This window comes from Limnothrix sp. FACHB-406, assembly GCF_014698235.1.
Lineage (GTDB): Bacteria > Cyanobacteriota > Cyanobacteriia > CACIAM-69d > CACIAM-69d > CACIAM-69d.
Window position 1 is genome coordinate 25,009 of sequence record NZ_JACJSP010000005.1, and the last position, 19,803, is coordinate 44,811.

A 19,803-nucleotide genomic window follows, 5' to 3' on the forward strand; every position below is an offset into this window, starting at 1 on the left:
TGGTTAGACAATAGGGGTTCGCCCTCTCAGCTTATTTCCAGCCAGGATTTCCCATGACGCAGATTTCCAATGCACCGACGCTTGCGGCCCAAGATTGGATCCCCACTGATTTGGTGTCTGACTTGCCCCTGACGATCGCCGGTCGCACCTTTCGATCGCGCCTGATGACCGGCACGGGTAAATATCGCAGCATCGAGCAAATGCAGACCTGCATTGCCGCGAGTGACTGCGAAATTGTGACCGTGGCCGTGCGCCGGGTGCAGACCCAAGCCCCGGGTCATGAGGGGTTGGCCGAGGCGATCGACTGGTCAAAAATTTGGATGCTGCCCAACACAGCCGGCTGTCAGACGGCCGATGAGGCGATTCGGGTGGCGCGGCTGGGGCGCGAGATGGCCAAGCTGCTGGGCCAAGAGGACAACAACTTTGTGAAGTTGGAAGTGATCCCCGATTTGAAATACCTGCTGCCCGACCCGATCGAAACCTTGCGGGCCGCCGAACAGTTGGTGAAAGAAGGCTTTGCCGTATTGCCCTACATCAACGCCGACCCGCTCTTGGCCAAGCATTTGGAAGAGGCGGGCTGCGCCACCGTGATGCCCTTGGGTTCCCCGATCGGGTCGGGCCAGGGCCTGAAAAACGCCGCCAATATCCAAATCATTGTGGAAAACGCCAAGGTTCCCGTGGTGGTGGATGCGGGGATTGGCACGCCCAGCGAAGCCACCCAGGCGATGGAGTTGGGCGCTTCGGCCGTGTTGATTAACACCGCGATCGCCCAGGCCCAAAACCCCGCCGCCATGGCCCGCGCCATGGCCCTGGGTACGGCGGCCGGTCGGTTGGGCTATCTAGCCGGGCGAATTCCGGTGAAGGGATTGGCTAGCGCTAGCTCACCCCTGACCGGTTTGGTGACCAACAGCTAAGGATGACTCTTGACCGGGGCCGGTCGATGTTTGTTACAGTGGCGAATTAATGCTGTGTTGCTAACAATTGCAAAGGACTGTAACAAATGCCTTACACCACGGAAGATGGCGGTCGCCTGAATAATTTCGCCAAAGAACCGAAGATGTATACCGCTGACACGCCCTCTTCAACGGAAAAGCGGAACTATGTGGTTTTGGGCGCTCTGGGTCTGGGATTGGTGCTCGGGGTGATGGCGATCGCCTTTGTGGTGTCCTAGGGGCCAACCACCGAATTATCCGGATCATCAAGACTGCTGTGGGGTTGGGGTGCGGCCGTGCCGTGCCCCATTGTTTTGGGACTGGGGAGCTATGAAGGTTGGTGTGGTTGGCTTGGGGTTGATTGGTGGGTCGCTGGGCTTGGCCTTGCGGCCCTTGGGGCACGAAATTCTGGGGGTGGCGCGGCGACCGGCAACGGCGGCCCGGGCGATCGAGCTGGGCATTGCCGATCAGGCGGGTTGTGACTTGTCGCTGCTGGCCGAAGCCGATTTGGTGGTGTTGTGTACGCCGATCGGGGCGATCGAACCGACGGTGCGCCAACTGATTCCCCACCTCAGCCCCCACACGGTGTTGACCGATGTGGGGTCGGTGAAACAGGCGATCGTCCAGGCGATCGAACCCCTGTGGCCCAACTTTGTCGGGGCCCATCCCATGGCGGGCACGGCGGACAGCGGCATTGAAGCGGCTCTACCGGACTTGTTTGTGGGTCGCCCCTTTGCGATTACACCCACCGATCGCACCCCCACCGAGGCGATCGCCCGGGTCACGGCGATCGCCCAGGATTTGCGATCGACCCTGTACCGCTGCACCCCGGAACAACACGATCGGGCCGTGGCTTGGATTTCCCATTTGCCCGTGGCGATTAGCGCCAGCCTGATTGCGGCCTGCGGGGCGGAACCAGATCCCGAAACCCTGGCATTGGCTCAATCCTTGGCTAGTTCGGGATTTCGGGACACCAGCCGGGTCGGCGGTGGCAATCCAGAACTGGGGGTAATGATGGCCCAATTCAACCGGCCGGAATTGCTGCGATCGCTCCAGCGCTATCGTGATCAACTGGATCAGATCATCGGGGTGATCGATCAACAGGACTGGGCCGCACTCCAGACCTGCTATGAACAAACCCAACAGGCGCGATCGGCCTTTGTCGATTAAGCAACCCAACCTGGTAGGGGCGCAACGCTTGCGCCCTCGATCAATTCAATTCAATCTGGTAGGGGCGCAACGCTTGCGCCCTCAGTAATTGCGGCTCAATCGATCGAGGGCGCACATCGGTGCGCCCCTACGGGAATTGGGGGTTGATTTCCCTTTTTTTAAAACGATTCAAGACAACCATAATTTTTGGATTTTTCGGGTTCCTATGACTGCTTCCGCCGATCGCGTTCAAGGCATCTTTAACCGGATTGCGCCTGTTTATGACGATCTCAACGATTGGTTGAGTTTGGGGCTGCATCGGGTTTGGAAACAGATGACCGTGAAATGGAGCGGCGCAAAACCCGGCGATCGCGCGTTGGATCTCTGTTGTGGCAGCGGTGACTTGGCCCTGCGGTTGGCGGCGGCGGTGGGCCCGGGCGGTCAGGTGGTGGGGGCGGACTTTTCAGCGCAAATGCTCGATCTCGCTCGGGAGCGGCCCCAAGGGTTTCGGCTGTTGGCCCCGATCGCCTGGGTGGAAGCGGACGCGCTGAATTTGCCCTTTGCCGATCGGGAGTTTGACTGCGCCACGGTGGGCTATGGCTTGCGGAATGTGACCGACTTTGACCAAGCCCTGCGGGAGCTATATCGCGTTCTGAAAACCGGCGCGACCTTGGCGGCTTTGGATTTCCATCGGCCCGACAGCGCGATCGCCCAGCAATTTCAGCAACTCTATCTCGATCGGCTGGTGGTTCCCGTCGCCCAGCAATTTGGCGCAACGGCTGAATATGAATACATCCTGCCCAGTTTGCAGCGGTTCCCCGTGGGGCGCGAGCAGGTGCAGCGGGCCCAGGCGATCGGCTTTCGATCGGTGCGGCACTATCCCTTGGTGGGCGGCTTGATGGGCGTGTTGGTGGCAACCAAGCCCTAGGGCAGATCCAGTAGCCACTCGGAGGCGCGATCGCCCAGGTCGATCGGGATGCTCACGGCCTTGCCCTGCCGGGGCCGGTTTTTGGTGGTTTCAATAAACGATCGCACCTGTTCCGCCGCGCCCCAGCCTTGGATGTAGGTGGCCACCGTGGACAGATGCTCAAAATATTCCGCTTCCGTCATCGGAAACGACATCTGTTCCAGGTAGCGCCACATCACCTGCACAAAAATTTTGTCTTTGATTTTGCGGACTTGCACATCGTAGGAAAAGCCCCACTTGTCCACAATCCATTGGTGTAAGTCCTGACCAGTCATGGCGCGATCGAGTGATGGTGATGATTAAAAAGCAGGGGCCTGGCCGTCAGGACAGGTTGCAAACCTGACCCTACCATTCATGATTATTTGTAACGCAATATGAAGTTTTATACGGATCTGTTACGACCGCCCGATCGCCCCTCAGCAACGCGATCGCCTGGCCCGAGAGATGCAATAATACCCTAGCAATTGCGGTGGCTTTGTTTGACCCGTTCAAACCCCACCCTTGCAGTCATACAATCTTTAAGATTCGTTATAGAACCCCCAAGAGAAGGCACGCGAGTAGGCATTATGGCTCAAGCTTCCAGCCCTGCGGACGTACCCAGCATGGGTCGCCGCCAGTTCATGAATTTTCTGACCTTTGGCTCGGCAACGGGTATCGCCCTGGGCGCGCTGTACCCCGTTGTGCGCTACTTCATTCCTCCTTCGACCGGTGGTACTGGTGGCGGCGTAGCGGCTAAGGATGCTCTGGGCAACAGCGTTAAACTCAGCTCGTTCCTGGCCGAGCACAACGTGGGAGATCGGGTGTTGGTACAAGGCCTCAAGGGCGACCCCACCTATCTGATCGTCAACAGCAAAGAGGCGATCGCCGACTACGGTCTGAACGCCGTTTGCACCCACCTGGGCTGCGTGGTGCCCTGGAACGCCAGCGCCAATAAATTTATTTGCCCTTGCCACGGTTCCCAGTACAACAACGAAGGCAAAGTTGTCCGCGGCCCCGCGCCCCTGTCCCTCGCCTTGGCCCACGTATCGGTTGATGACGACAACGTGAGCCTCAGCCCCTGGCCGGAAACCGACTTCCGCACCGGCGAAGAACCCTGGTGGTCGTAATTTCTACAATTGCTCATCAATATCGCGGCTGACCGTACTTTTTAGACAACTCATGAAGACTGCTTTCAAGGTTTTGACTCGCGGTGCGATCGCCGCGATCGCCGCGATCGCCCTGTTGATCGGTGGCGACTTCGTAGCTCCCCAGGCTGCCATGGCCTATCCGTTCTGGGCCCAACAAGTGGCTCCGGCAACCCCCCGGGAAGCCACGGGCCGGATCGTTTGCGCCAACTGTCACCTGGCCAAGAAGGAAACGATCGTGGAAGTGCCCCAATCGGTACTGCCCGACACCGTGTTTGAAGCCGTGGTGAAAATCCCCTACGACACCAGCGTGCAGCAAGTGACCGGCACGGGTGAACCCGGCCCTCTGAACGTGGGTGCGGTGTTGATGCTGCCCGACGGCTTCAAGATTGCGCCCGAAGACCGGATTCCTGAAGAACTGAAGGAAAAGACCGAAGGCCTGTTCTACCAGTCCTACGCAGAAGGTCAAGATAACGTGGTGATCGTGGGGCCGCTGCCCGGCGATCAATACCAAGAAATCGTGTTCCCCGTGCTGTCGCCTAACCCCGCTGAGGACAAGGCGATCAAGTTCGGCAAGTACGCGGTGCATGTGGGTGGCAACCGTGGCCGCGGCCAGGTTTACCCCACGGGCGACAAGAGCAACAACACGGTTTACAACGCTTCGGCGGCTGGCACGATCGGCTCGATCGCCAAGACCGATGACGGTGGCTACCGCGTGAGCATCACCAAGGAAGATGGCTCGACGGTGGAAGATGCCATCCCCGCTGGCCCGCAACCGATCGTCAAGGAAGGCGATGTGGTGACGGCTGGTCAAGCAATCACCAACGATCCGAACGTGGGCGGCTTTGGCCAAACCGATACGGAAATCGTGCTGCAAGATCCCAACCGCGTCCTGGGTCTGCTGGCCCTGTTTGTGGCGGTGATGATCACCCAAATTCTGTTGGTGCTGAAGAAGAAACAGGTGGAGAAGGTACAAGCCGCCGAAATGAACTTCTAGGATTTGCTGCCTAGGTTCCTTCGTGCCTTCATTGCCCGATCGCAAAGCCCCTGCTCAGTTCATGAGTGGGGGCTTTGTTTTGGGGTTAATCAACGGTTCAAGCTTGATTGGGATTTCAAAAACAGCCTAGTTGCCCATGGTTTCAAAAAACGCCTGGGCATTTTGGGAAGGGATAATCCGCACCCGCGATAGCCACTCATCTTCCCGCTCCGAAAGAACCGAAAGAAACTCATCAAAATCCACCACCTGAATTTGAACGGTGGCGGCTAGCTCGGGATTTTGTTCCGCAAAGGTTTTGGCCACCACTTCCGCTTGGGCCCGATCCATATAAAAGCGAATTTCTTCCGTTCCATCCCGATCGACCGTGACATAGGTGGGGGCTGACCCATCGCTTGCGGTGACCAAAAATAGTGGAATTCCCTGCAATTTTTCCGGCGGTTGTTGATTTAATGCCAACAGTTCCCGGGCTAATTTCACCTCTTCCAAATCAGGGATTAGTTGCAATTGATATTCGGTGGATGGTTTCTGCAACAGCTCATAGATTGCCGACAGGGGAATGGCATTGACCCGTAATTCGCTGGATGAACTCACGGCTCCCGCTTGCAGTCGCTTCAGCCACTCTTGGGCATCTTGCGGGTTCAAAAACATCCGAGCCACCGTTGTGCGCTGGCCATCGGCATTTCCCACATCAATCAGGGCGGGCGTACCTTGGGCATCGGTGAGGGCAAAAACCGGCACGGCTTCTAATTTGCGGGCAATTTCCTCCGGGGGCAGCGCTGCCAAGGGGCCGATCGCGGCCAACCAAGCCAGGGAGCCGATCGCCCAGCCTCCAGCCAAGTGCCGCCAGTTCGATCGCACTGACTGCCAACGCTCTCGCAATCCCAAACTCACCATCGTCCATTCCATCCTGTTGATCAAACCGTTCATGCGCCTGGTTCCATGCCCAGGGCGATTCCCAAACCAGTCTAGGAGCTAACCCACTTTCCAAAATCAAAACCGACCAGTGCGCTAATTGCCCCGGTCGGTTTTGCACACCATTTAGCGGGTGTGATGATTAGCGGGTGCGATTAGCGATTAGCCGGTTGTCCTCCCAACCCAGCAGCCCCGCTCGCGGGAGCCGGAGTGGCAGGGCGAGCACCCGACTGCCCAGCACCCTGACCATTGGGCTGACCGGGTTGGTTCGATCGCATGGCCCGCATATAAAACGCCGCTGCCGAAGAGGACGGAATCAAGCGCACACTGCCCACTAACGAGTTAGGATCCGTGGCCTTTTTCAGCTCCTCAATCAGTCCATCCAGCGTAAAGACCCGCAGTTGGGCCCGGTTGATGATGTCTGGTTGACGCTGTTTGTAATCATCCAGCATCGCTTGCAAGTCTCGCTTGCTGAAGAAAAACGGCACCACTTCGCGATTGTCTGCCCGCAGCGTCAGAGGCGCATCCTCCGCTTGGGGATCTACCGCATAAAACAACGGAATCCCCGCAAATTGCTCAACGGACTGGCCCTGTTGCTTCAAAATCGCGATCGCCGCTTCCACATCTTCCTTGCTGGGGGTGACCACCAAGTCGGGCATTTCTGGCTTATTTTGAGCCTCCGTCCACATCCGATAGAACTGGCCCAGCGTCAACAGAGCCAAGCTAACTTTGCGGGATTCAGGTGGCGCTTCGCTTTGGACGCGATTCGCAAAAGCCCGCACATCCTCCGGATCCACAAAGTGCAAAATTGCGCCATCAGCCGGTTTGGGTTCGGCGGCCGGTTGGTTCTGTTGCTTGGGGAACACCAAAATGGGCTGGCCATTTTCTTGGGTGACGGAAAACAACGGCACCACATCCAAGCGCCGCACAATTTCATCGGTGCTCAGGGCCTGCACGATCGAAGGGAAACAGACCATCGATCCCAGCACCGCGCTCACGGCGGCCAGGGTTGCGGCTGAAGCGCGAGAAAACAACGATTTCACGAAAAGCCTCCTGAGTCTCGGAAAGCGACAGCCCGGGTGAATGCACTGGCTGGCTGTCTAAATGAAGCGAGTTAGATACCCAAACGAGCTGATCCCAAGTCGATAGTGATTTAACGCTGTCGTTTGCACGCTTTCACCCTCAACAGTGCCAGAGCGTCTGGTGATGAAAAACGTTTACGCGCCAGTGTCAGCCTGTTCGGGGCGATCGGGCTTGGAGTCTCGATGGAATTGCCATCTCATAATACGACCTCTTGTTAAAGCTGAAGATTTTTAAAAATTTCGCGAAGTATTCGTGCCAGTTTCTAAATTGCCCCGCTTAGCACCATCCCTTCTGGAATGGCTGAAACGTTCCAAACCCTTGAGAGCGCAACGTTACTGTGCTCAAGGTCAATTTATGAACTGATCCGGATCAATCAAAGTCTGAAGCTCAGTTGCGAAAGTGAAAATGCCAATCCTCGTGCTGGTTTTGAGACCTTCTATTGTCAGTTTCAGAGCGATCGGTTGCAGTTTTCCCGAAATGCGAAAGGTCAACCGAAAGAAGGACTAGAGACTCTCAATATTGCACGAGGTTGTATGACTCAAATGCACATTTCCCCTACCAAGCCGTCCCTGTTCGCCCGCGTAGGTGCAGCGATCGCCACTGGGGTTGTGACCATCACAGCGGCAGGCGTGATCCAAAATGCTGCCCCGTTGGTCGCTCAGGCAACCTCTGCTCATGATCAAGACTCATCCCAAGCCCTCTTGGTCGTGGCCCGCGCGGTTAGCAATCAAGATCCCCCACGCCGTGGTGATGAACGTCGTGGCTAAAGGCGTGGCTAAATTCGACAACCTAACTGGCAAAACTGACCAACAATATTTGATCAATCCAGAGATTGATCAATCCAGAGACAAAGATGATCTCAATCGATCGAATCTTTTCATTACTGGTTCAGCGTTGGTTTAGGGTTGGCTGAAGGTTAATTTAGCGCGAGTTTAGTGATTTCTGACCTCTGGTTGTTTGAATTGTGGTGACGAGTTGAGATGACCCGGAGCAACTGCCTCATTGGGATCGATCGAGCTTCATCATGGTAACGCTGTCTCACTCCCCAGTCATGCTCAGGGGCGAAAGTCAGGTGCATGGTTTGAGGCAAATTGAAAGTCAATGAGTCAGTTGTTGAAGCTGGTTTCTGAGCATCGTGTTTTCCATCATTCGGCTGTTTCGCGACTAAGTATCATGTAACCTCCCAGATTGCATGAATGCTTTGGAATCTGGACTGACCTGTTATGACAGAATCCTCCGTTGGGGGATTTTTTATTGCTATTTTCTGCAAGCCTAATTGACAGGAAAAATTTCTAGACTGCAATAGGTTGTTTTGAATTTAATTCGAGCTGGTTGATAATTAATTAGACTTGATTTAAACAATTTTTGGTGAACTGCTGAACTAGAGAAAACGGCCTGAGATTTGAACAATTTTCGATGGATAATCAAAAATTAACAATTAACCATTGATCATGCCCCGATGAGCGATCGCGCCGCAAAGTGGCCGACACCGGAATCATCAGCGCTTGAATGGTCTATAGAATTTTGATTGGGAACTTGAACTGGCTTTCTGAACCGGGTTTCTAAACTGGATTCATATCTAGCACTCGATCGGCTGAGTTGGCTGACTGGAGTGCAGGCTAACTTGGCACTAACGCAATGCCAATTCAATCAACTAATTCTAACTATTGCGCCTATTATCATTGCGCCTGCTGTCTATGAAACTTCGACAAGTCTTTGTCCAAATCTGGCGTGTGAATGCAGTCCTGATCCTGTTGGGTGGTTTGCTCTCTCTGGGTGTGATGGGATTAGCCCTGATCTCAATGCTGCTGCACAACGCGCGATCGCACTCAGCTTCGCAGGTGATGAACATTGACCAAACCCAATCGATTGAAACCCGAACCCGATTGGGAAATTTTGCGCGAATCGAGGGAACCAATACCTTACGCGCACCGCTGCACCTAACCCAGGATTATGAACAAAGCCGTGGATTTGCCAACTCTTCCTATTCCAAAGAGGCAGATTCCCTACAGAACTATCTCTTTTTTAACGAGCTGACACGTCAAACCTATTGGCTCAAACCACCCGATCGGGGACTGATTTGGGTGGATGAAAAGCTTTTAGCCGCTCCCGTCCAGCCCACGGATCCTCCGACCACAACGCCAGTTGGGTTCGTTTATCTAGTCATTACAACCGACAGCAACCAAGATCGCCGCCTGACCGAAAAGGATCGCAAAACCCTGGCGATTTCCGATGCCAACGGTGAGCGCTTTGCATTGTTGATTGAGAATGTGGACGAGTTTCACGGCGCATCGGGGGTGAAAGATCAGCGCCTTTCGGTGTTTTACACCCGTGACCAAATGCTGAATGTGGCAGAGTTGGATCTAAAAACTCAAAAAGTCTTGAGCACCACCTCAGTTCCCAGGCCCCAAGGTTCACCGGCTCCCTAAGCTGAATCGCCAACGCCGAACTGAGGAGATGCCCGAAAAGTATCTTGAGGCACTCGCCAATCATCAACGATCGTGGAGGCACGCGGCTGGGGGTGTCTCATCACTCCCCCGCGTCATCCCCGATCTGCGTCCAAGGACTTATTTCAATGCTCTGCTCCGGATCACCGAGCCGGATTGCGCTCCCTGGCTGGTTGTTCCAATTTTCAGGTTAGAAAACCCCAATTCCGGTGATTGGGAAGCTTTTCGGCCCGTATCTCACCCAGAATTGGTAAAAATTCTACAAGAAGACTAAACTTTTGCTTCGTGAAATGCTAATATCCAGTTAGAGCGAAAGCCAAAGGGCCACGTTCAAGTAGCCCTCAAGTTTTCCTCCCAAAAGACGTAGACGAATTCGGAGTCGCCTTCCCCCCTCGCGATTCCGATTTTTTTTATCGAAATCTTGCTCAAATCAGGCTTCCGTGGAACCACCGGCTAGTGAGTTACCCCCCGTAACTCATCAAGCGTTGCTTGGCGGCTCCCTGCGTTGACCTACCCTAACGATTAAGGTTTCAGGTAAAGCTGAGCTAAAACTGCGAATGCACCCTGGGGCTGCTCGCCAGTTATCCAAGACAGAGGTTGAGAGCAAAGACAAACTCAAGAGAGCGTCAGCATCTGTGTTCTCTCGCCTGAGTTGCTGTCCTGATTATTCCCTAGGAGCAGGGGATTCGACAAGTTTTTGGCTACCGTCTTCATCAAATCTTTAAAAAAGTTGCGAAAGTCCGGCAAGCGATCGAACGCGGAGATCGCTGCTATTGGGCGGAAATTCTGATGATGATGAGGCCAAGATGGCAATGGGGTGATGGTGGTTCTTTGCGGTTGGCCGCAAGCCGGGGCCTGGAAATAGGCGAGAATGAAGGACTGTTGGGCTGGTAATGCCGCCATTGCACGATCGCCCCAATTTCGATCGCCCTCATCCCTCGCTTGTAGTTAATCGCTTGTGTTACCTGAATCGATTCTGAAGCAATTAACGGATTTGGCCCGGGTGGACGGGGCAACGCTCCACTTGGGGGTCTATTACAAAAATACGCTTGTGGCCCTGTGCCATGCCTTGGAAGATGCGATCGCCCAGTCCCAGGGCCGGCCGGTGGTGCTGGCGGCATTTCAACTGGGTAAGTGGTATTTGCAAGAGGCCGATCGCTATGGGCAGTTGGCAGATCGATCGCGCCAGATTGTGATTCTAGCTGCGCCGGATGCGGGATTTGCAGAACATCCCACCAGTCAGCGATCGAACGTGGCGATCGTGCCCCTCAGTCCCACGGATCCGGTCGCCCAAGAATGGCACTTAACCATCGTGTCGCCGTCCTACTGTGCCATGGTGCTTTGCCAGGAATTGACGGCGGCGGACTATGGCCCCGAAGGGCCGCCCCAGTCGGACTTAGAGCGTAAGTTCTATGGCTTGTGGACTTTTGTGCCCCAGTGGGTCGATCGCGGTGCGGCCTTGCTGGTGGAACGGGTGGCTCGCTATCAACCAGCCCTCGCAGAACAGCTCCAACGGCAATTGGCAGCGGTGGCCCAAGAGCAGGCCACGGCCCCAGGAGAAGACTGGTTAACCATTACCCAGCAGGTGGTGAACTACTTGCAAGCCACCCATCAACATCGCCACCCGGAGTTGCAACCGGGGCAATTGGGGTTTGAAGTGGGGGCCCCTCTGGATCAAAACCTGGTTTCCAACGAATTACAGGCGTTTTTGCGATTAGCGGAACTGCTGGAACTGTCCGATGGGCAAAATTCTGGATCGGCGGCGGAAGTGGCGGCGCTGACGGAGGCGATCGGGCAATTGCTGGATTTGCCAGCGGCCCAACTCAAACGAATGCGATTGGCCGCCGCGCTCCATCGCCTGGGCCGTTGGCCCGCCGTTTGGCGTGAAGGGCTGGCTGACCCATCTGCCGATTGCTGCGATCTCAGTGCGGTGCAGGTGTTGCGAGTGATGCCGCGCTTGCGCCCGATCGCCCACATCTTGAACCATTTAACGGAGCATTGGGACGGCTCCGGGCAGCCTTCGGGGTTGGCGGGGGATGCTATTCCGCTGGAGTCGCGATTGGTGGCCCTTTGTGCCGACTTCCAGCACCGTCGATCGGGCGGTGAGCAACCGAACGAAATTTTGCAGCACTACCGCGATCAGTCAGGACGCTGGGATCCAAAGCTTTTGGAGGCTTTGACCCTGTTGGCCCAGGGATTGCAACAGGGCTGGGAATTGCCACAGATGTCGCTGCGAGCTTCCTCGGGGTTGTGGCTGTTGGATGAGGGGGCGATCTCCTAGGCAATTCCCCCTGCTCAACTCCATCACTTTCAGTTTGACCGGTGTTATGACTAGTCTTTCTCCGCTTGATTTGGATGCCATTCGCGATGGTCAGCTTTTGCAGCTAGCCGATCGGGATCTGACGGGTGCGGACTTGGAAGAGGCCCAGCTATCCAGGGCGGATCTGAGTCAGAGTCGGTTGGTGGGAGCTATTTTGACTGGGGCAGACCTGCGCCACGCTTGCTTAAACCGGGCGGTGCTTTCGGGTGTGAATGGGGTGGGACTGCAAGCAACTGGGGCGATCGCCCGGGGAATTTGGGTTGGGGCCAATTTAACCCAGGCGGATTTTGCGGAAGCGGATCTGCGGGGGGCTAATTTTCGGGGAGCGATCCTGATGGGGGCGAACCTGACTCGGGCCATGGCGATCGGGGCGGTTCTGAGCGGGGCCAACCTCGCCGGAGCCGACTTGCGAGGAGCCGACTTGCGAGGAGCCGACTTGCGGGGAGCCAACCTCAGCCAAGCCCAATTGCAGGGGGCGGACTTAAGCCAGGCCGATTTGGCCGGAGCCAGCTTAACCGGAGCCAATTTGGAAGAGGTGAACGGCCAGGGGGCTAATTTAGCGGGGGCTGATTTCACCAATGCCTACGGACTTTGTGCCAACTGGTTGGAAGCGCGTGTGACGGGGGTGAACCAGCGAGGGGCGATCGCCCTGGATTTGCCGCCGGAACCCCCGCAGCTCTGAACCTGGGCATTTAGCCCCTGGCCCAGTTGGTTTCAAGTGGGTTTAGCGATCCGGAGCCAACAGGGCCCGCACCACCCGATCGAGGCCAACCGATCGGGAAGCCTTCAGGAGCCAAACATCTCCCGATCGCAACTCCCCTTGCAGGCGATCAATCAGTGCTTCGTGGGTGGTGAAGGTCTCGCAGGGAATGCCCTCGGCCCCCGCTGCGAGATGCAAGGCCGTGGGGTCATCGGCCAAAATCAACAGACCCTCCAGGCGTAAATCTCGCGCCAACTCACCCACCTGTTGATGGAACTCGGGCGCGCGATCGCCCAATTCCTTCATGGTTCCCAAAACCGCCAAGCGCCGCTGCCCCGGTGTTTCCGCCAACAGGTACAGAGCCGCCGTCATCGACTCCAAACCAGCATTGTAGGTTTCATCCAACAGGGTCACCCCATTGGGCAAGTCGTGGCGACGGGCCCGCCCATCGGGTAATTCCACCGCCAAGCCCGCCGCGATCGGCTCCCAATCTACCCCCAACACCTTGGCCACAGCCAAAGCGCCCAGAAAATTGAGGGCATTGTGACGACCGGGCAACGGGAGGGGAAAGGTTTTGCCTTCCACGCTCAGGGTTTGGGCATCTAGCAAGTGACCGCGAAAGGTTCCGTTGGCAAAACCGTAGTCAATCACTTCCCCCGGCCAAAGGCGGCTGGCCGTCTCCATCAGCCGGGCACAGTCGGCATTCAACACCGCCACACTGTCGATCGGCATTTCCGTCAGCAGTTCGCACTTGGCCTCCGCGATCGCCTGTTCCGATCCCAGCAATCCAATATGGGCCGTGCCCACGTTGGTGATCAGCCCCACATTTGGGCGAGTAATTTGGGTTAGCTCGGCAATTTGTCCCCGACCGCGCATGGCCAACTCCACCACAGCGAAATCATGTGCTCCGGTGATTTGCAAAAGGGTTTTGGGTACGCCAATTTCGTTGTTGAAGTTGGCGTGGGTTTTGTGAACTTGGCCCGCTGTGCCCAGGACGGCGGCGATCAGCTCCTTGGTGGTGGTTTTGCCCGCCGAACCGGTCACGCCCACGACGGGGATGTTTGCCCGATCGCGCCAGGCCCGTCCCAAGGCCTGATAGGCCGTCAGGGCATTGGGGACGATCAGTTGCGGACAGGGCTGGTCGATCGGCTCCTCAACGATCGCCGCCACGGCCCCCGCCGCGATCGCCCCCGGCACAAACGATCGCCCATCGAAATTCTCACCCCGCAGGGCCACAAACAGGTCGCCCGCCCCGATCGCGCGGCTATCGGTGCTGATTTGGGCGATTGGCCGATCTAGGGCGCGATCGGCTAAATGCCGCACCGTTGCTCCCGTGATGTGGGCCACTTCCTGCAAAGAAAATGGCGCGATCGTTCCTAAGCCGTTGCCCATGACCCTACCCTTATGCTCAAGATCTCTGAAAGATATTGCCTAATATCGTCGCACCGGATCAGCCGTTGCTAAACCTTGGGCTGATCGGTTGGGATGCTGCTGGCCATGGACTCTTTCCGGCGGCCGCTCCCACGGTTGATCGCGATCGACCCAATTCCTGAAAACCCAATTCCTGAAAACCCATAACCTCGTTTCGTGATGCAACGACCGCTGTTGGTTCACCGTCCCCTCGCCCCCGCCGATCGCCAGCACCGGTTGATCGGCCTGTCGCTGGTGGCCTCCCCGATCGTTGCGGCCCACTGGCTGGCCCACAGTCACCAAACTTCACCGCTGATCTGTCCCTTTCACTGGCTAACGGGGTTGCCCTGTCCCGGCTGTGGCTTAACCCGATCGTTCGTGGCGATCGCCCGGGGAGACTGGCCAGGGGCGATCGGCTACCATCCCTTCGGCCCCCTGTTGTTCGCGGCCCTGCTGGGTTTGGGATTGCAATGGGCTGTGGAACTACGGGTGCGACGGCGATTGGTCTGGCTGATCGGGCGATCGGGCCGGCGGGCGATCGGGCGCGGGCTGCTGATTCTCGGGCTGGTTTGGTACAGCGCCCGACTCTACGGCCTGTGGAGCAGCGGCGCGGCAGCCCTGGCCTGGAGCCGATCGCCCCTGGGTCAGTGGCTTGGTGGTTAGCACCCGGCCACAACTCCCGCAAACGATTCCGCCCAAAGTGGTTCCATTTGGTACGATAGATATTTGGCGATTTTCTTAGCGATCGCCCTCTTTTGCCAGCGCCCAATTTGCCTCAAAAGAGTCAGCGTCATGCCTTTGGGCCTGTGCGCCATATTTTGTCCACCTATCGCAAGGAGTGAAACCGCATGACCCAAGTGGTTTTGGGTGAAAACGAAGGAATCGAATCCGCGCTACGCCGTTTCAAGCGCCAAGTCTCGAAAGCCGGTATCTTGGCGGACGTGAAATATCGCCGGTACTATGAAACCCCGATCGAAAAGCGCAAGCGTAAGGCCGCTGCTGCCCGCCGGAAGCGCCGTTATCGGTAAAGTTTTTTGAGCAATTGCACCGTATTGAGCGGGGACAAGGGAGGTGAGCCTATGTCCCCGCTCTGTTTTTTGCCAGTTTCTAAGGTCGATGCCAAACTGAGGCGATCGCCCGGCCCAGTTGCCGCCCCAGCGATCGCACCGGGAGCTGGCACAACAAACAGGCCCCCAGCACCAAAGCCGCTCCCACCCGGCCCCGATCGCCCAACTGTTCCCCCAACCAAGCCGCCGCCATCAGGGCCGCCCAAACTGGCTCCAAGGTATACAAAATCGCCGCCACCGGAGCCGCCACTGATCGCTGGCCGATCGCCTGCAACCAGGCCGTGCCCGCCGTGGCAAAGGTTCCTAAATAGACCAAATCTAGCCAAGGAATGGTTTGGGGGTTCCAAATTGCAGACGAAATCGCCCATGAAGACCCCCACACCCACAGGGCCGCCGCCAGAGTCGTGATCCCCAACTGAATCAATGACAGCCACAGCACTTGGGCCCGAGCCGCGTAGGCCTCCATCCGCCAAATATAAAAAGACCAAGTGATAGCCGTGCCCACGCTCCACAAATCCCCAATATTGGGCGGTGCGCCATCGTAGGACAGCAACGCCACCCCCAACGCCGCGATCGCCGCCGCCCACCAAACCTTAGGGAACAGCCGCTGGCCCGCAACGCCCGTCAGCAATGGAACCAAGACTACATAGAGGGCGGTGATAAACGCGCTACGCCCCGCTGTAGTGTATTGCAGCGCGATCGTGTGAGCCACATAGCCCAAGGCCATCCAGAAGCCTAATTCCAAGCCTCCGCGCCCAGTAACCGCCCAAGCGGCTGAATTTTTCGGCAAACCGCTCCAAAGGGTGATCGGCAACAAAGTAATGGTGGCAATGCCAAACCGCACCAACATCAAAATGCTCGGGGAAACGGCCTCTAAACTAGACTTGACAACAACATAGGTACTTCCCCAAAGTACGCCCGCAACTAACAGCGCGATCGGGTTCAACCATTGCTCGCGATCGGCCCTTTCTACCCCGTGGATCATGTCTCGCCTCAATGATCGTGCTTACCAACTCCTGAAGGGAGCTATCCGTGCCCGCTATCAACAACAACCCGCCGCCCGGATTCCCAAGGAAGTGCTGTGGCAGCGGTTAGAAAAGTTGCGGTTGCAGTCTGGCGAGCCGGCCAGCTTTGAAGATCTGCGGGCGATCGTGAGTGATGCTTTCCCGGATTTTGATCTGGGCTTGCTCAAGTCCGCCGCTCGCCTTAACCAGCCTAAGACGGGCTGGGGATTTTGGGCTTGGGGATCTTGGGGCTGTGGTTTGGCGGGCGTGGTGGTGGCGACGGGGGGAATTGCCCTGGCCAACCTGCCATTGCCGCCGATTCGGAATGTGGTGGCAGACAACGCGCCATTGCTGTTGCTGCCCAGCTTTTGGATGATGGATCAAGATTATCGAGCCGCCACCGCCGCCACGGCCCAGGCCAAGCAATTGCTCGACAATGCCACCAGTGCGGCCGATATTGAACTGGGAGCCACCAAAACCCAAGCGGCCCAAGCAGCGCTCGATCGCCTGCCCGTTTGGTTTTTGGGGTCTCGGCCAAAGACTTATTGCAGCCTGTTTTCATGCCGGTGGCGATTCACGTTGGATGAATTTGCCGCCGCCCGCCAAACCGTGGCCCGTTTGGAAGCGCAAGTGTTTCAGGAGCGCAATGCCCAAGCCTTGTTGAATCAGGCCTTGGCAACCGTGGAAACGGCCCGCCAACAGCACCAAAGCGCCAAGGACAGCAGCGCCCAAAACGCGGCTCTCGGTGATTGGCAGTCAGGAATCGATCGCCTGCGGGAAGTGCCCCAGAAAACCTTGGCCGGGCGGCAAGCACGGGCCAAACTGGTTGGGATCGATCGAGACTTTCAATCGGTCACTGGTCGGGCGGTGGGGCGGCAGCAAGTGGGCAGCCTGATCACGGGGGCCAAGGAATATGGGTTTCGGGCGGCCTTGGCTGCTCAAAAACCTCCTCACCCGGTGGAACAGTGGCGGGTGGTGCAAAACCTGTGGCAAGAGGCCTTGGCCCTGTTGACCCAAATTAAGGATGATGATCCGCAATTTGCGGCCGCCCAGCGACTCCGGGCGGAATATGCGCAAAATCTGGCAATTGCCAAGCAGCGGGAGGCTTTGGAGCGCCAGTCGATCGAGTCTTTGGAACAAGCGGATCTGCAAATCGCCCAATGGCGCACCCTGGCCGCTGCTGACCCCAGCAATCCCCGACTGTTGGGAACGCTCCAGGAGATCGAAAACAACTTGGAGCGGGTTCACCCGGCCAGCACTGCCTACGCCAAGGCTGAACAGTTGCGCCAGTTTGCGAACCAAGCGCTCCAGCGCTACCAACCCATGACTCCGCAGCCCAATGTTGCCCCGGATGCTCCTGCCACCCAAGCTCGCTAGGGCAAGAACGACCCAGCCTTTCCCGGGCGATCGCCCATGGTTACGAGAGGGTTGATTGGTACTCCCATGCACCGGGGATTGTTGTTTTTGCGCGATCGGTTGCGGTGCATGGGAGGGATGGGGAAATGGTCGTTCATGGCCAAGCGTTCTCCCATGCACCCTACTGCTGGGATGGTTCCTCAGGGGCGATCGCGCCAGGGCTGGGCGGTGGTCAGGTGGTGGTGATAGAGCGGAACCCAGAGCCGATAGCCGCTGGGGCTGTTGGGGTCGGGGCGGAGAATTTCTTTGTGGAGCAGCTTTTGCAGGGGGCGATCGTCTTCGGGACGGAGGGGCTGCTGGGTCAGCAGTTGCGTCAGGGCGGCCCGTTGGGATGCGGTGAGGGAGCCTGACCAAAATTCCCGCAGGATTGTGTCCCCGGATCCGGTGGCCCGATCGAGGGCGCGATCGACATCATCCACGGTGGCGCGGCGGCGTTGTTCGTGGTTCAGCAGTTGCACCACTTCAAAGCAGAGGTTTTGAGTCCAGTAGGGGTGGCCGGCTGTCCAGTGCCAGATCCGATCGACGGCTGCGGGGTCGTAGATCTCGGGGAAGTCGCGCTGGGGTTCGGGTTTGATGATCAGGTCGCGGCTGTCGGCTTCGCTGAGGTAGGAGACTTTGACGGTGCGGGTGTTGATCAGGTAGTCGCTCCAGTAGGGGTTGAGTTCGTTGGGGTCGTGGGAGCCACAAAACAACAGCGTCCAGGCACGGCGATTTTGGAAGATGTAGCGAAAGAAGTTGAGGGGGGCGCGGCTGCCAGTGGTGTTGATCAGTTCCTCTAGTCGTTCGTATTCATCCAAGCAAAGCCAGAAGCGCCGGTTGGGATAGCGCCGTTCAATCTCGCTGAACCAGTGCTGGAGTGCCGAGAAGGGATCGTCCTGGAGGGCTTGGGCATTGGGTGGGGGCAGGCGCAGGTTGCGGGCTTGGTCGGCGGCTCGGGTGATGTCTTGGGCGAGGTTGCGGGCAAAGCCGGCCAGGCTGCTGGCGGAACCAGCGGAGCCTTGCAGGTCTACGCGCAGGGGCACGATTTCGCTGTTGAGGCAACGGGGCAAATAGTTGAGGGCCCAGCTTTTGCCCATTCGGCGGTTGCCCCACAGCAGCAGCATGGGCGGCGAGCTGGCTTGGGCCAGGTTTTCGAGTTCTTGGAACACATCGCGCCGCCCCCGAAACTGTTGCACGGCGGCGGTGTCAATCAGGCTGGCGTTGGGGCTGTAGGGGTTGGGGAGTTCGCCGGTGCGTTGGGCGGCTTCGCTGAGGCGGTCTTGCAAATCTTGGATCGCCTGTTGCCATTGGCGCGCGGCCCGCAACAGATCGGGAATTAAGGCGCGATCGGGCAGGGCGGCAATGTCGGCCGTGAGGGCTTCCAGGGCTTGCTTGGGCCATTCTAGGTTTTGCTGTTGGCGATAGGGGCTAGTGGCCGCGTTGGTGGCTCGAATGTCGCCAGCCAGTTCCAAAAAACGCAACAAAATCGGATTGACGCGATCTGTTTTTCTGATCAGTTGAGAGAAAAACTGAGAAAATCGCCATGCCATTCGATCAAATGAGTCGGAGACCCAATCTGGCTCGGAATTTTCGTCATCAAAACTCTGAGCAGGAATCCAGGCAATTTCCTGAGAAACAGCTTCAATGTCTTGAACATTGCGGCAAGCTGCCAGTCGAAGCGCAGCAATGCTTTTCATGACTTGGCGGGCACGGCTTTTTTGATTGGTGAATTCCAATAAATACTCTAGTTCTCGTTTGCCGAGTTGAGGTGACTCTTGATAAAGTCGAATCAGGTTTTTGTTTAAGAAAGGCAAGGGAAAATAAATAATTTCATCTAGGCGATAGGGAAAATAGGGAATGGCGGCTGCCACCGAATTGCCAATAATGAATCGATCTAGAATCAACGACCAAATCGGTGCAAAAATACCCCAATAAATTCTGAAAATTCCTAGGGGCCAACCAATCGTAAAGGCCACGCCTACCGCCACGTCTCCCCCCACGCCTACCGCCACGCCTACCGCCACGCCTCCCGCCACGCCTACCGCCACGCCTCCCGCCACGCCTCCCGCCACGCCTAACGCCACGCCTCCCGCCACGCCGAACGCCATTCGGCCAAGCTCACCAGGCATTAATAGTCCTATTAAGACACTCAACCCTAGCCCTATGGTGAATATGACGGCCGCCATCAAATAGCCATGACGTTGTGACCAGCCTCGACGGGCTAAAATTAATCCAATTAACCAACCTACTAGCGTTGATCCGGCATTGACAAAATATGTATCTGTCAGGAAGTCAA

The 19,803-nt window shown here is 57.1% G+C and carries 21 protein-coding genes; 14 read left to right on the forward strand and 7 right to left on the reverse strand.

The window, feature by feature from the left end; all coding sequences use genetic code 11:
- Nucleotides 1-53 precede the first annotated feature (53 nt).
- From H6G53_RS06785 to ubiE, 4 genes are all read left to right on the forward strand, one after another.
- Nucleotides 54-914, forward strand: coding sequence for a thiazole synthase (locus H6G53_RS06785; RefSeq protein WP_190531633.1), 861 nt, complete (start codon nucleotides 54-56; stop codon nucleotides 912-914).
- An 86-nt stretch (nucleotides 915-1,000) separates the two neighbouring features.
- Nucleotides 1,001-1,171 carry a photosystem II assembly protein Psb34 gene (gene psb34 / locus H6G53_RS06790; protein ID WP_143473129.1) on the forward strand — a complete coding sequence of 57 codons (171 nt, stop codon included), beginning with the start codon at nucleotides 1,001-1,003 and terminating at the stop codon, nucleotides 1,169-1,171.
- A gap of 91 nt (nucleotides 1,172-1,262) precedes the next feature.
- On the forward strand, nucleotides 1,263-2,102 hold the full coding sequence (locus tag H6G53_RS06795) for a prephenate/arogenate dehydrogenase (protein ID WP_190531635.1): 840 nt from the start codon (nucleotides 1,263-1,265) through the stop codon (nucleotides 2,100-2,102).
- Nucleotides 2,103-2,307: 205 nt separating this feature from the next.
- On the forward strand, nucleotides 2,308-3,009 hold the full coding sequence (gene ubiE / locus H6G53_RS06800) for a bifunctional demethylmenaquinone methyltransferase/2-methoxy-6-polyprenyl-1,4-benzoquinol methylase UbiE (RefSeq protein WP_190531637.1): 702 nt from the start codon (nucleotides 2,308-2,310) through the stop codon (nucleotides 3,007-3,009).
- Here ubiE and H6G53_RS06805 read toward each other — a convergent pair.
- Entirely contained in the window at nucleotides 3,006-3,323 is a 318-nt protein-coding gene (locus H6G53_RS06805) for a DUF3067 family protein (RefSeq protein WP_099534508.1), read from the reverse strand. The genes ubiE and H6G53_RS06805 overlap by 4 nt on opposite strands.
- A gap of 291 nt (nucleotides 3,324-3,614) precedes the next feature.
- Here H6G53_RS06805 and petC point away from each other — a divergent pair, with 291 nt between their 5' ends.
- On the forward strand, nucleotides 3,615-4,154 hold the full coding sequence (gene petC, locus H6G53_RS06810; RefSeq protein WP_190353823.1) for a cytochrome b6-f complex iron-sulfur subunit: 540 nt from the start codon (nucleotides 3,615-3,617) through the stop codon (nucleotides 4,152-4,154).
- Nucleotides 4,155-4,206: 52 nt separating this feature from the next.
- On the forward strand, nucleotides 4,207-5,169 hold the full coding sequence (gene petA, locus H6G53_RS06815; RefSeq protein WP_190531639.1) for a cytochrome f: 963 nt from the start codon (nucleotides 4,207-4,209) through the stop codon (nucleotides 5,167-5,169).
- 126 nt (nucleotides 5,170-5,295) lie between these two features.
- On the opposite strand, the gene H6G53_RS06820 is transcribed toward petA, so the two are convergent.
- Together H6G53_RS06820 and H6G53_RS06825 are read right to left on the reverse strand one after the other, a co-directional pair.
- On the reverse strand, nucleotides 5,296-6,075 hold the full coding sequence (locus H6G53_RS06820) for a Tic22 family protein (RefSeq protein ID WP_190531641.1): 780 nt from the start codon (nucleotides 6,073-6,075) through the stop codon (nucleotides 5,296-5,298).
- A 161-nt stretch (nucleotides 6,076-6,236) separates the two neighbouring features.
- Complete coding sequence (locus tag H6G53_RS06825; protein ID WP_158234332.1) at nucleotides 6,237-7,124, reverse strand: Tic22 family protein; 888 nt, start codon at nucleotides 7,122-7,124, stop codon at nucleotides 6,237-6,239.
- A 336-nt stretch (nucleotides 7,125-7,460) separates the two neighbouring features.
- Between H6G53_RS06825 and H6G53_RS06830 the strand changes: the two genes are divergently transcribed.
- From H6G53_RS06830 to H6G53_RS06840, 3 genes are all read left to right on the forward strand, one after another.
- A complete protein-coding gene (locus H6G53_RS06830; protein WP_099532031.1) occupies nucleotides 7,461-7,931 on the forward strand; it encodes a hypothetical protein in 471 nt (156 codons plus the stop codon).
- Nucleotides 7,924-8,067, forward strand: a complete 144-nt coding sequence (locus tag H6G53_RS06835; protein ID WP_190531643.1) for a hypothetical protein — start codon at nucleotides 7,924-7,926, stop codon at nucleotides 8,065-8,067. Before H6G53_RS06830 ends, H6G53_RS06835 begins: the two co-directional genes overlap by 8 nt.
- A 794-nt stretch (nucleotides 8,068-8,861) precedes the next feature.
- Entirely contained in the window at nucleotides 8,862-9,593 is a 732-nt protein-coding gene (locus H6G53_RS06840) for a hypothetical protein (protein WP_190531645.1), read from the forward strand.
- A gap of 633 nt (nucleotides 9,594-10,226) precedes the next feature.
- Here H6G53_RS06840 and H6G53_RS06845 read toward each other — a convergent pair.
- The gene (locus tag H6G53_RS06845; RefSeq protein WP_190353818.1) at nucleotides 10,227-10,514 is read right to left on the reverse strand and encodes a hypothetical protein; all 288 of its coding nucleotides are present in this window, start codon (nucleotides 10,512-10,514) and stop codon (nucleotides 10,227-10,229) included.
- Nucleotides 10,515-10,569: 55 nt separating this feature from the next.
- On the opposite strand from H6G53_RS06845, the gene H6G53_RS06850 reads away from it, so the two are divergent.
- A complete protein-coding gene (locus H6G53_RS06850) occupies nucleotides 10,570-11,892 on the forward strand; it encodes a DICT sensory domain-containing protein (protein WP_190353817.1) in 1,323 nt (440 codons plus the stop codon).
- A 46-nt stretch (nucleotides 11,893-11,938) separates the two neighbouring features.
- Nucleotides 11,939-12,613: a pentapeptide repeat-containing protein gene (locus tag H6G53_RS06855; protein ID WP_190531647.1), complete on the forward strand. Its 675-nt coding sequence runs from the start codon at nucleotides 11,939-11,941 to the stop codon at nucleotides 12,611-12,613.
- Nucleotides 12,614-12,655: 42 nt separating this feature from the next.
- On the opposite strand, the gene murF is transcribed toward H6G53_RS06855, so the two are convergent.
- The gene (gene murF / locus H6G53_RS06860) at nucleotides 12,656-14,023 is read right to left on the reverse strand and encodes a UDP-N-acetylmuramoyl-tripeptide--D-alanyl-D-alanine ligase (protein ID WP_190531649.1); all 1,368 of its coding nucleotides are present in this window, start codon (nucleotides 14,021-14,023) and stop codon (nucleotides 12,656-12,658) included.
- 198 nt (nucleotides 14,024-14,221) lie between these two features.
- On the opposite strand from murF, the gene H6G53_RS06865 reads away from it, so the two are divergent.
- Both H6G53_RS06865 and rpsU read left to right on the forward strand, forming a co-directional pair.
- Nucleotides 14,222-14,704: a DUF2752 domain-containing protein gene (locus H6G53_RS06865; RefSeq protein ID WP_190531651.1), complete on the forward strand. Its 483-nt coding sequence runs from the start codon at nucleotides 14,222-14,224 to the stop codon at nucleotides 14,702-14,704.
- Between the two features lie 185 nt (nucleotides 14,705-14,889).
- Complete coding sequence (rpsU, locus tag H6G53_RS06870) at nucleotides 14,890-15,069, forward strand: 30S ribosomal protein S21 (RefSeq protein WP_099532024.1); 180 nt, start codon at nucleotides 14,890-14,892, stop codon at nucleotides 15,067-15,069.
- 79 nt (nucleotides 15,070-15,148) lie between these two features.
- Here the strand turns inward: rpsU and H6G53_RS06875 are convergent, their stop codons facing one another.
- Nucleotides 15,149-16,093 carry a DMT family transporter gene (locus tag H6G53_RS06875; protein WP_190531653.1) on the reverse strand — a complete coding sequence of 315 codons (945 nt, stop codon included), beginning with the start codon at nucleotides 16,091-16,093 and terminating at the stop codon, nucleotides 15,149-15,151.
- Between H6G53_RS06875 and H6G53_RS06880 the strand changes: the two genes are divergently transcribed.
- Entirely contained in the window at nucleotides 16,092-17,489 is a 1,398-nt protein-coding gene (locus H6G53_RS06880) for a hypothetical protein (protein ID WP_190531655.1), read from the forward strand. The two genes, H6G53_RS06875 and H6G53_RS06880, sit on opposite strands and share 2 nt — an antisense overlap.
- Nucleotides 17,490-17,668: 179 nt before the next feature.
- On the opposite strand, the gene H6G53_RS06885 is transcribed toward H6G53_RS06880, so the two are convergent.
- Entirely contained in the window at nucleotides 17,669-19,636 is a 1,968-nt protein-coding gene (locus H6G53_RS06885; protein WP_190531657.1) for an AAA family ATPase, read from the reverse strand.
- Nucleotides 19,637-19,803 lie beyond the last annotated feature (167 nt).

Coding starts and splice junctions, on each gene's coding strand:
- H6G53_RS06785 (WP_190531633.1), top strand. CDS start 54: ATGACGCAGATTTCCAATGCACCGACGCTTGCGGCCCAAGATTGGATC.
- psb34 (WP_143473129.1), top strand. CDS start 1,001: ATGCCTTACACCACGGAAGATGGCGGTCGCCTGAATAATTTCGCCAAA.
- H6G53_RS06795 (WP_190531635.1), top strand. CDS start 1,263: ATGAAGGTTGGTGTGGTTGGCTTGGGGTTGATTGGTGGGTCGCTGGGC.
- ubiE (WP_190531637.1), top strand. CDS start 2,308: ATGACTGCTTCCGCCGATCGCGTTCAAGGCATCTTTAACCGGATTGCG.
- H6G53_RS06805 (WP_099534508.1), bottom strand. CDS start 3,323: ATGACTGGTCAGGACTTACACCAATGGATTGTGGACAAGTGGGGCTTT.
- petC (WP_190353823.1), top strand. CDS start 3,615: ATGGCTCAAGCTTCCAGCCCTGCGGACGTACCCAGCATGGGTCGCCGC.
- petA (WP_190531639.1), top strand. CDS start 4,207: ATGAAGACTGCTTTCAAGGTTTTGACTCGCGGTGCGATCGCCGCGATC.
- H6G53_RS06820 (WP_190531641.1), bottom strand. CDS start 6,075: ATGGAATGGACGATGGTGAGTTTGGGATTGCGAGAGCGTTGGCAGTCA.
- H6G53_RS06830 (WP_099532031.1), top strand. CDS start 7,461: ATGGCTGAAACGTTCCAAACCCTTGAGAGCGCAACGTTACTGTGCTCA.
- H6G53_RS06840 (WP_190531645.1), top strand. CDS start 8,862: ATGAAACTTCGACAAGTCTTTGTCCAAATCTGGCGTGTGAATGCAGTC.
- H6G53_RS06845 (WP_190353818.1), bottom strand. CDS start 10,514: ATGGCGGCATTACCAGCCCAACAGTCCTTCATTCTCGCCTATTTCCAG.
- H6G53_RS06855 (WP_190531647.1), top strand. CDS start 11,939: ATGACTAGTCTTTCTCCGCTTGATTTGGATGCCATTCGCGATGGTCAG.
- murF (WP_190531649.1), bottom strand. CDS start 14,023: ATGGGCAACGGCTTAGGAACGATCGCGCCATTTTCTTTGCAGGAAGTG.
- H6G53_RS06865 (WP_190531651.1), top strand. CDS start 14,222: ATGCAACGACCGCTGTTGGTTCACCGTCCCCTCGCCCCCGCCGATCGC.
- rpsU (WP_099532024.1), top strand. CDS start 14,890: ATGACCCAAGTGGTTTTGGGTGAAAACGAAGGAATCGAATCCGCGCTA.
- H6G53_RS06880 (WP_190531655.1), top strand. CDS start 16,092: ATGTCTCGCCTCAATGATCGTGCTTACCAACTCCTGAAGGGAGCTATC.
- H6G53_RS06875 (WP_190531653.1), bottom strand. CDS start 16,093: ATGATCCACGGGGTAGAAAGGGCCGATCGCGAGCAATGGTTGAACCCG.
- H6G53_RS06885 (WP_190531657.1), bottom strand. CDS start 19,636: ATGCCTGGTGAGCTTGGCCGAATGGCGTTCGGCGTGGCGGGAGGCGTG.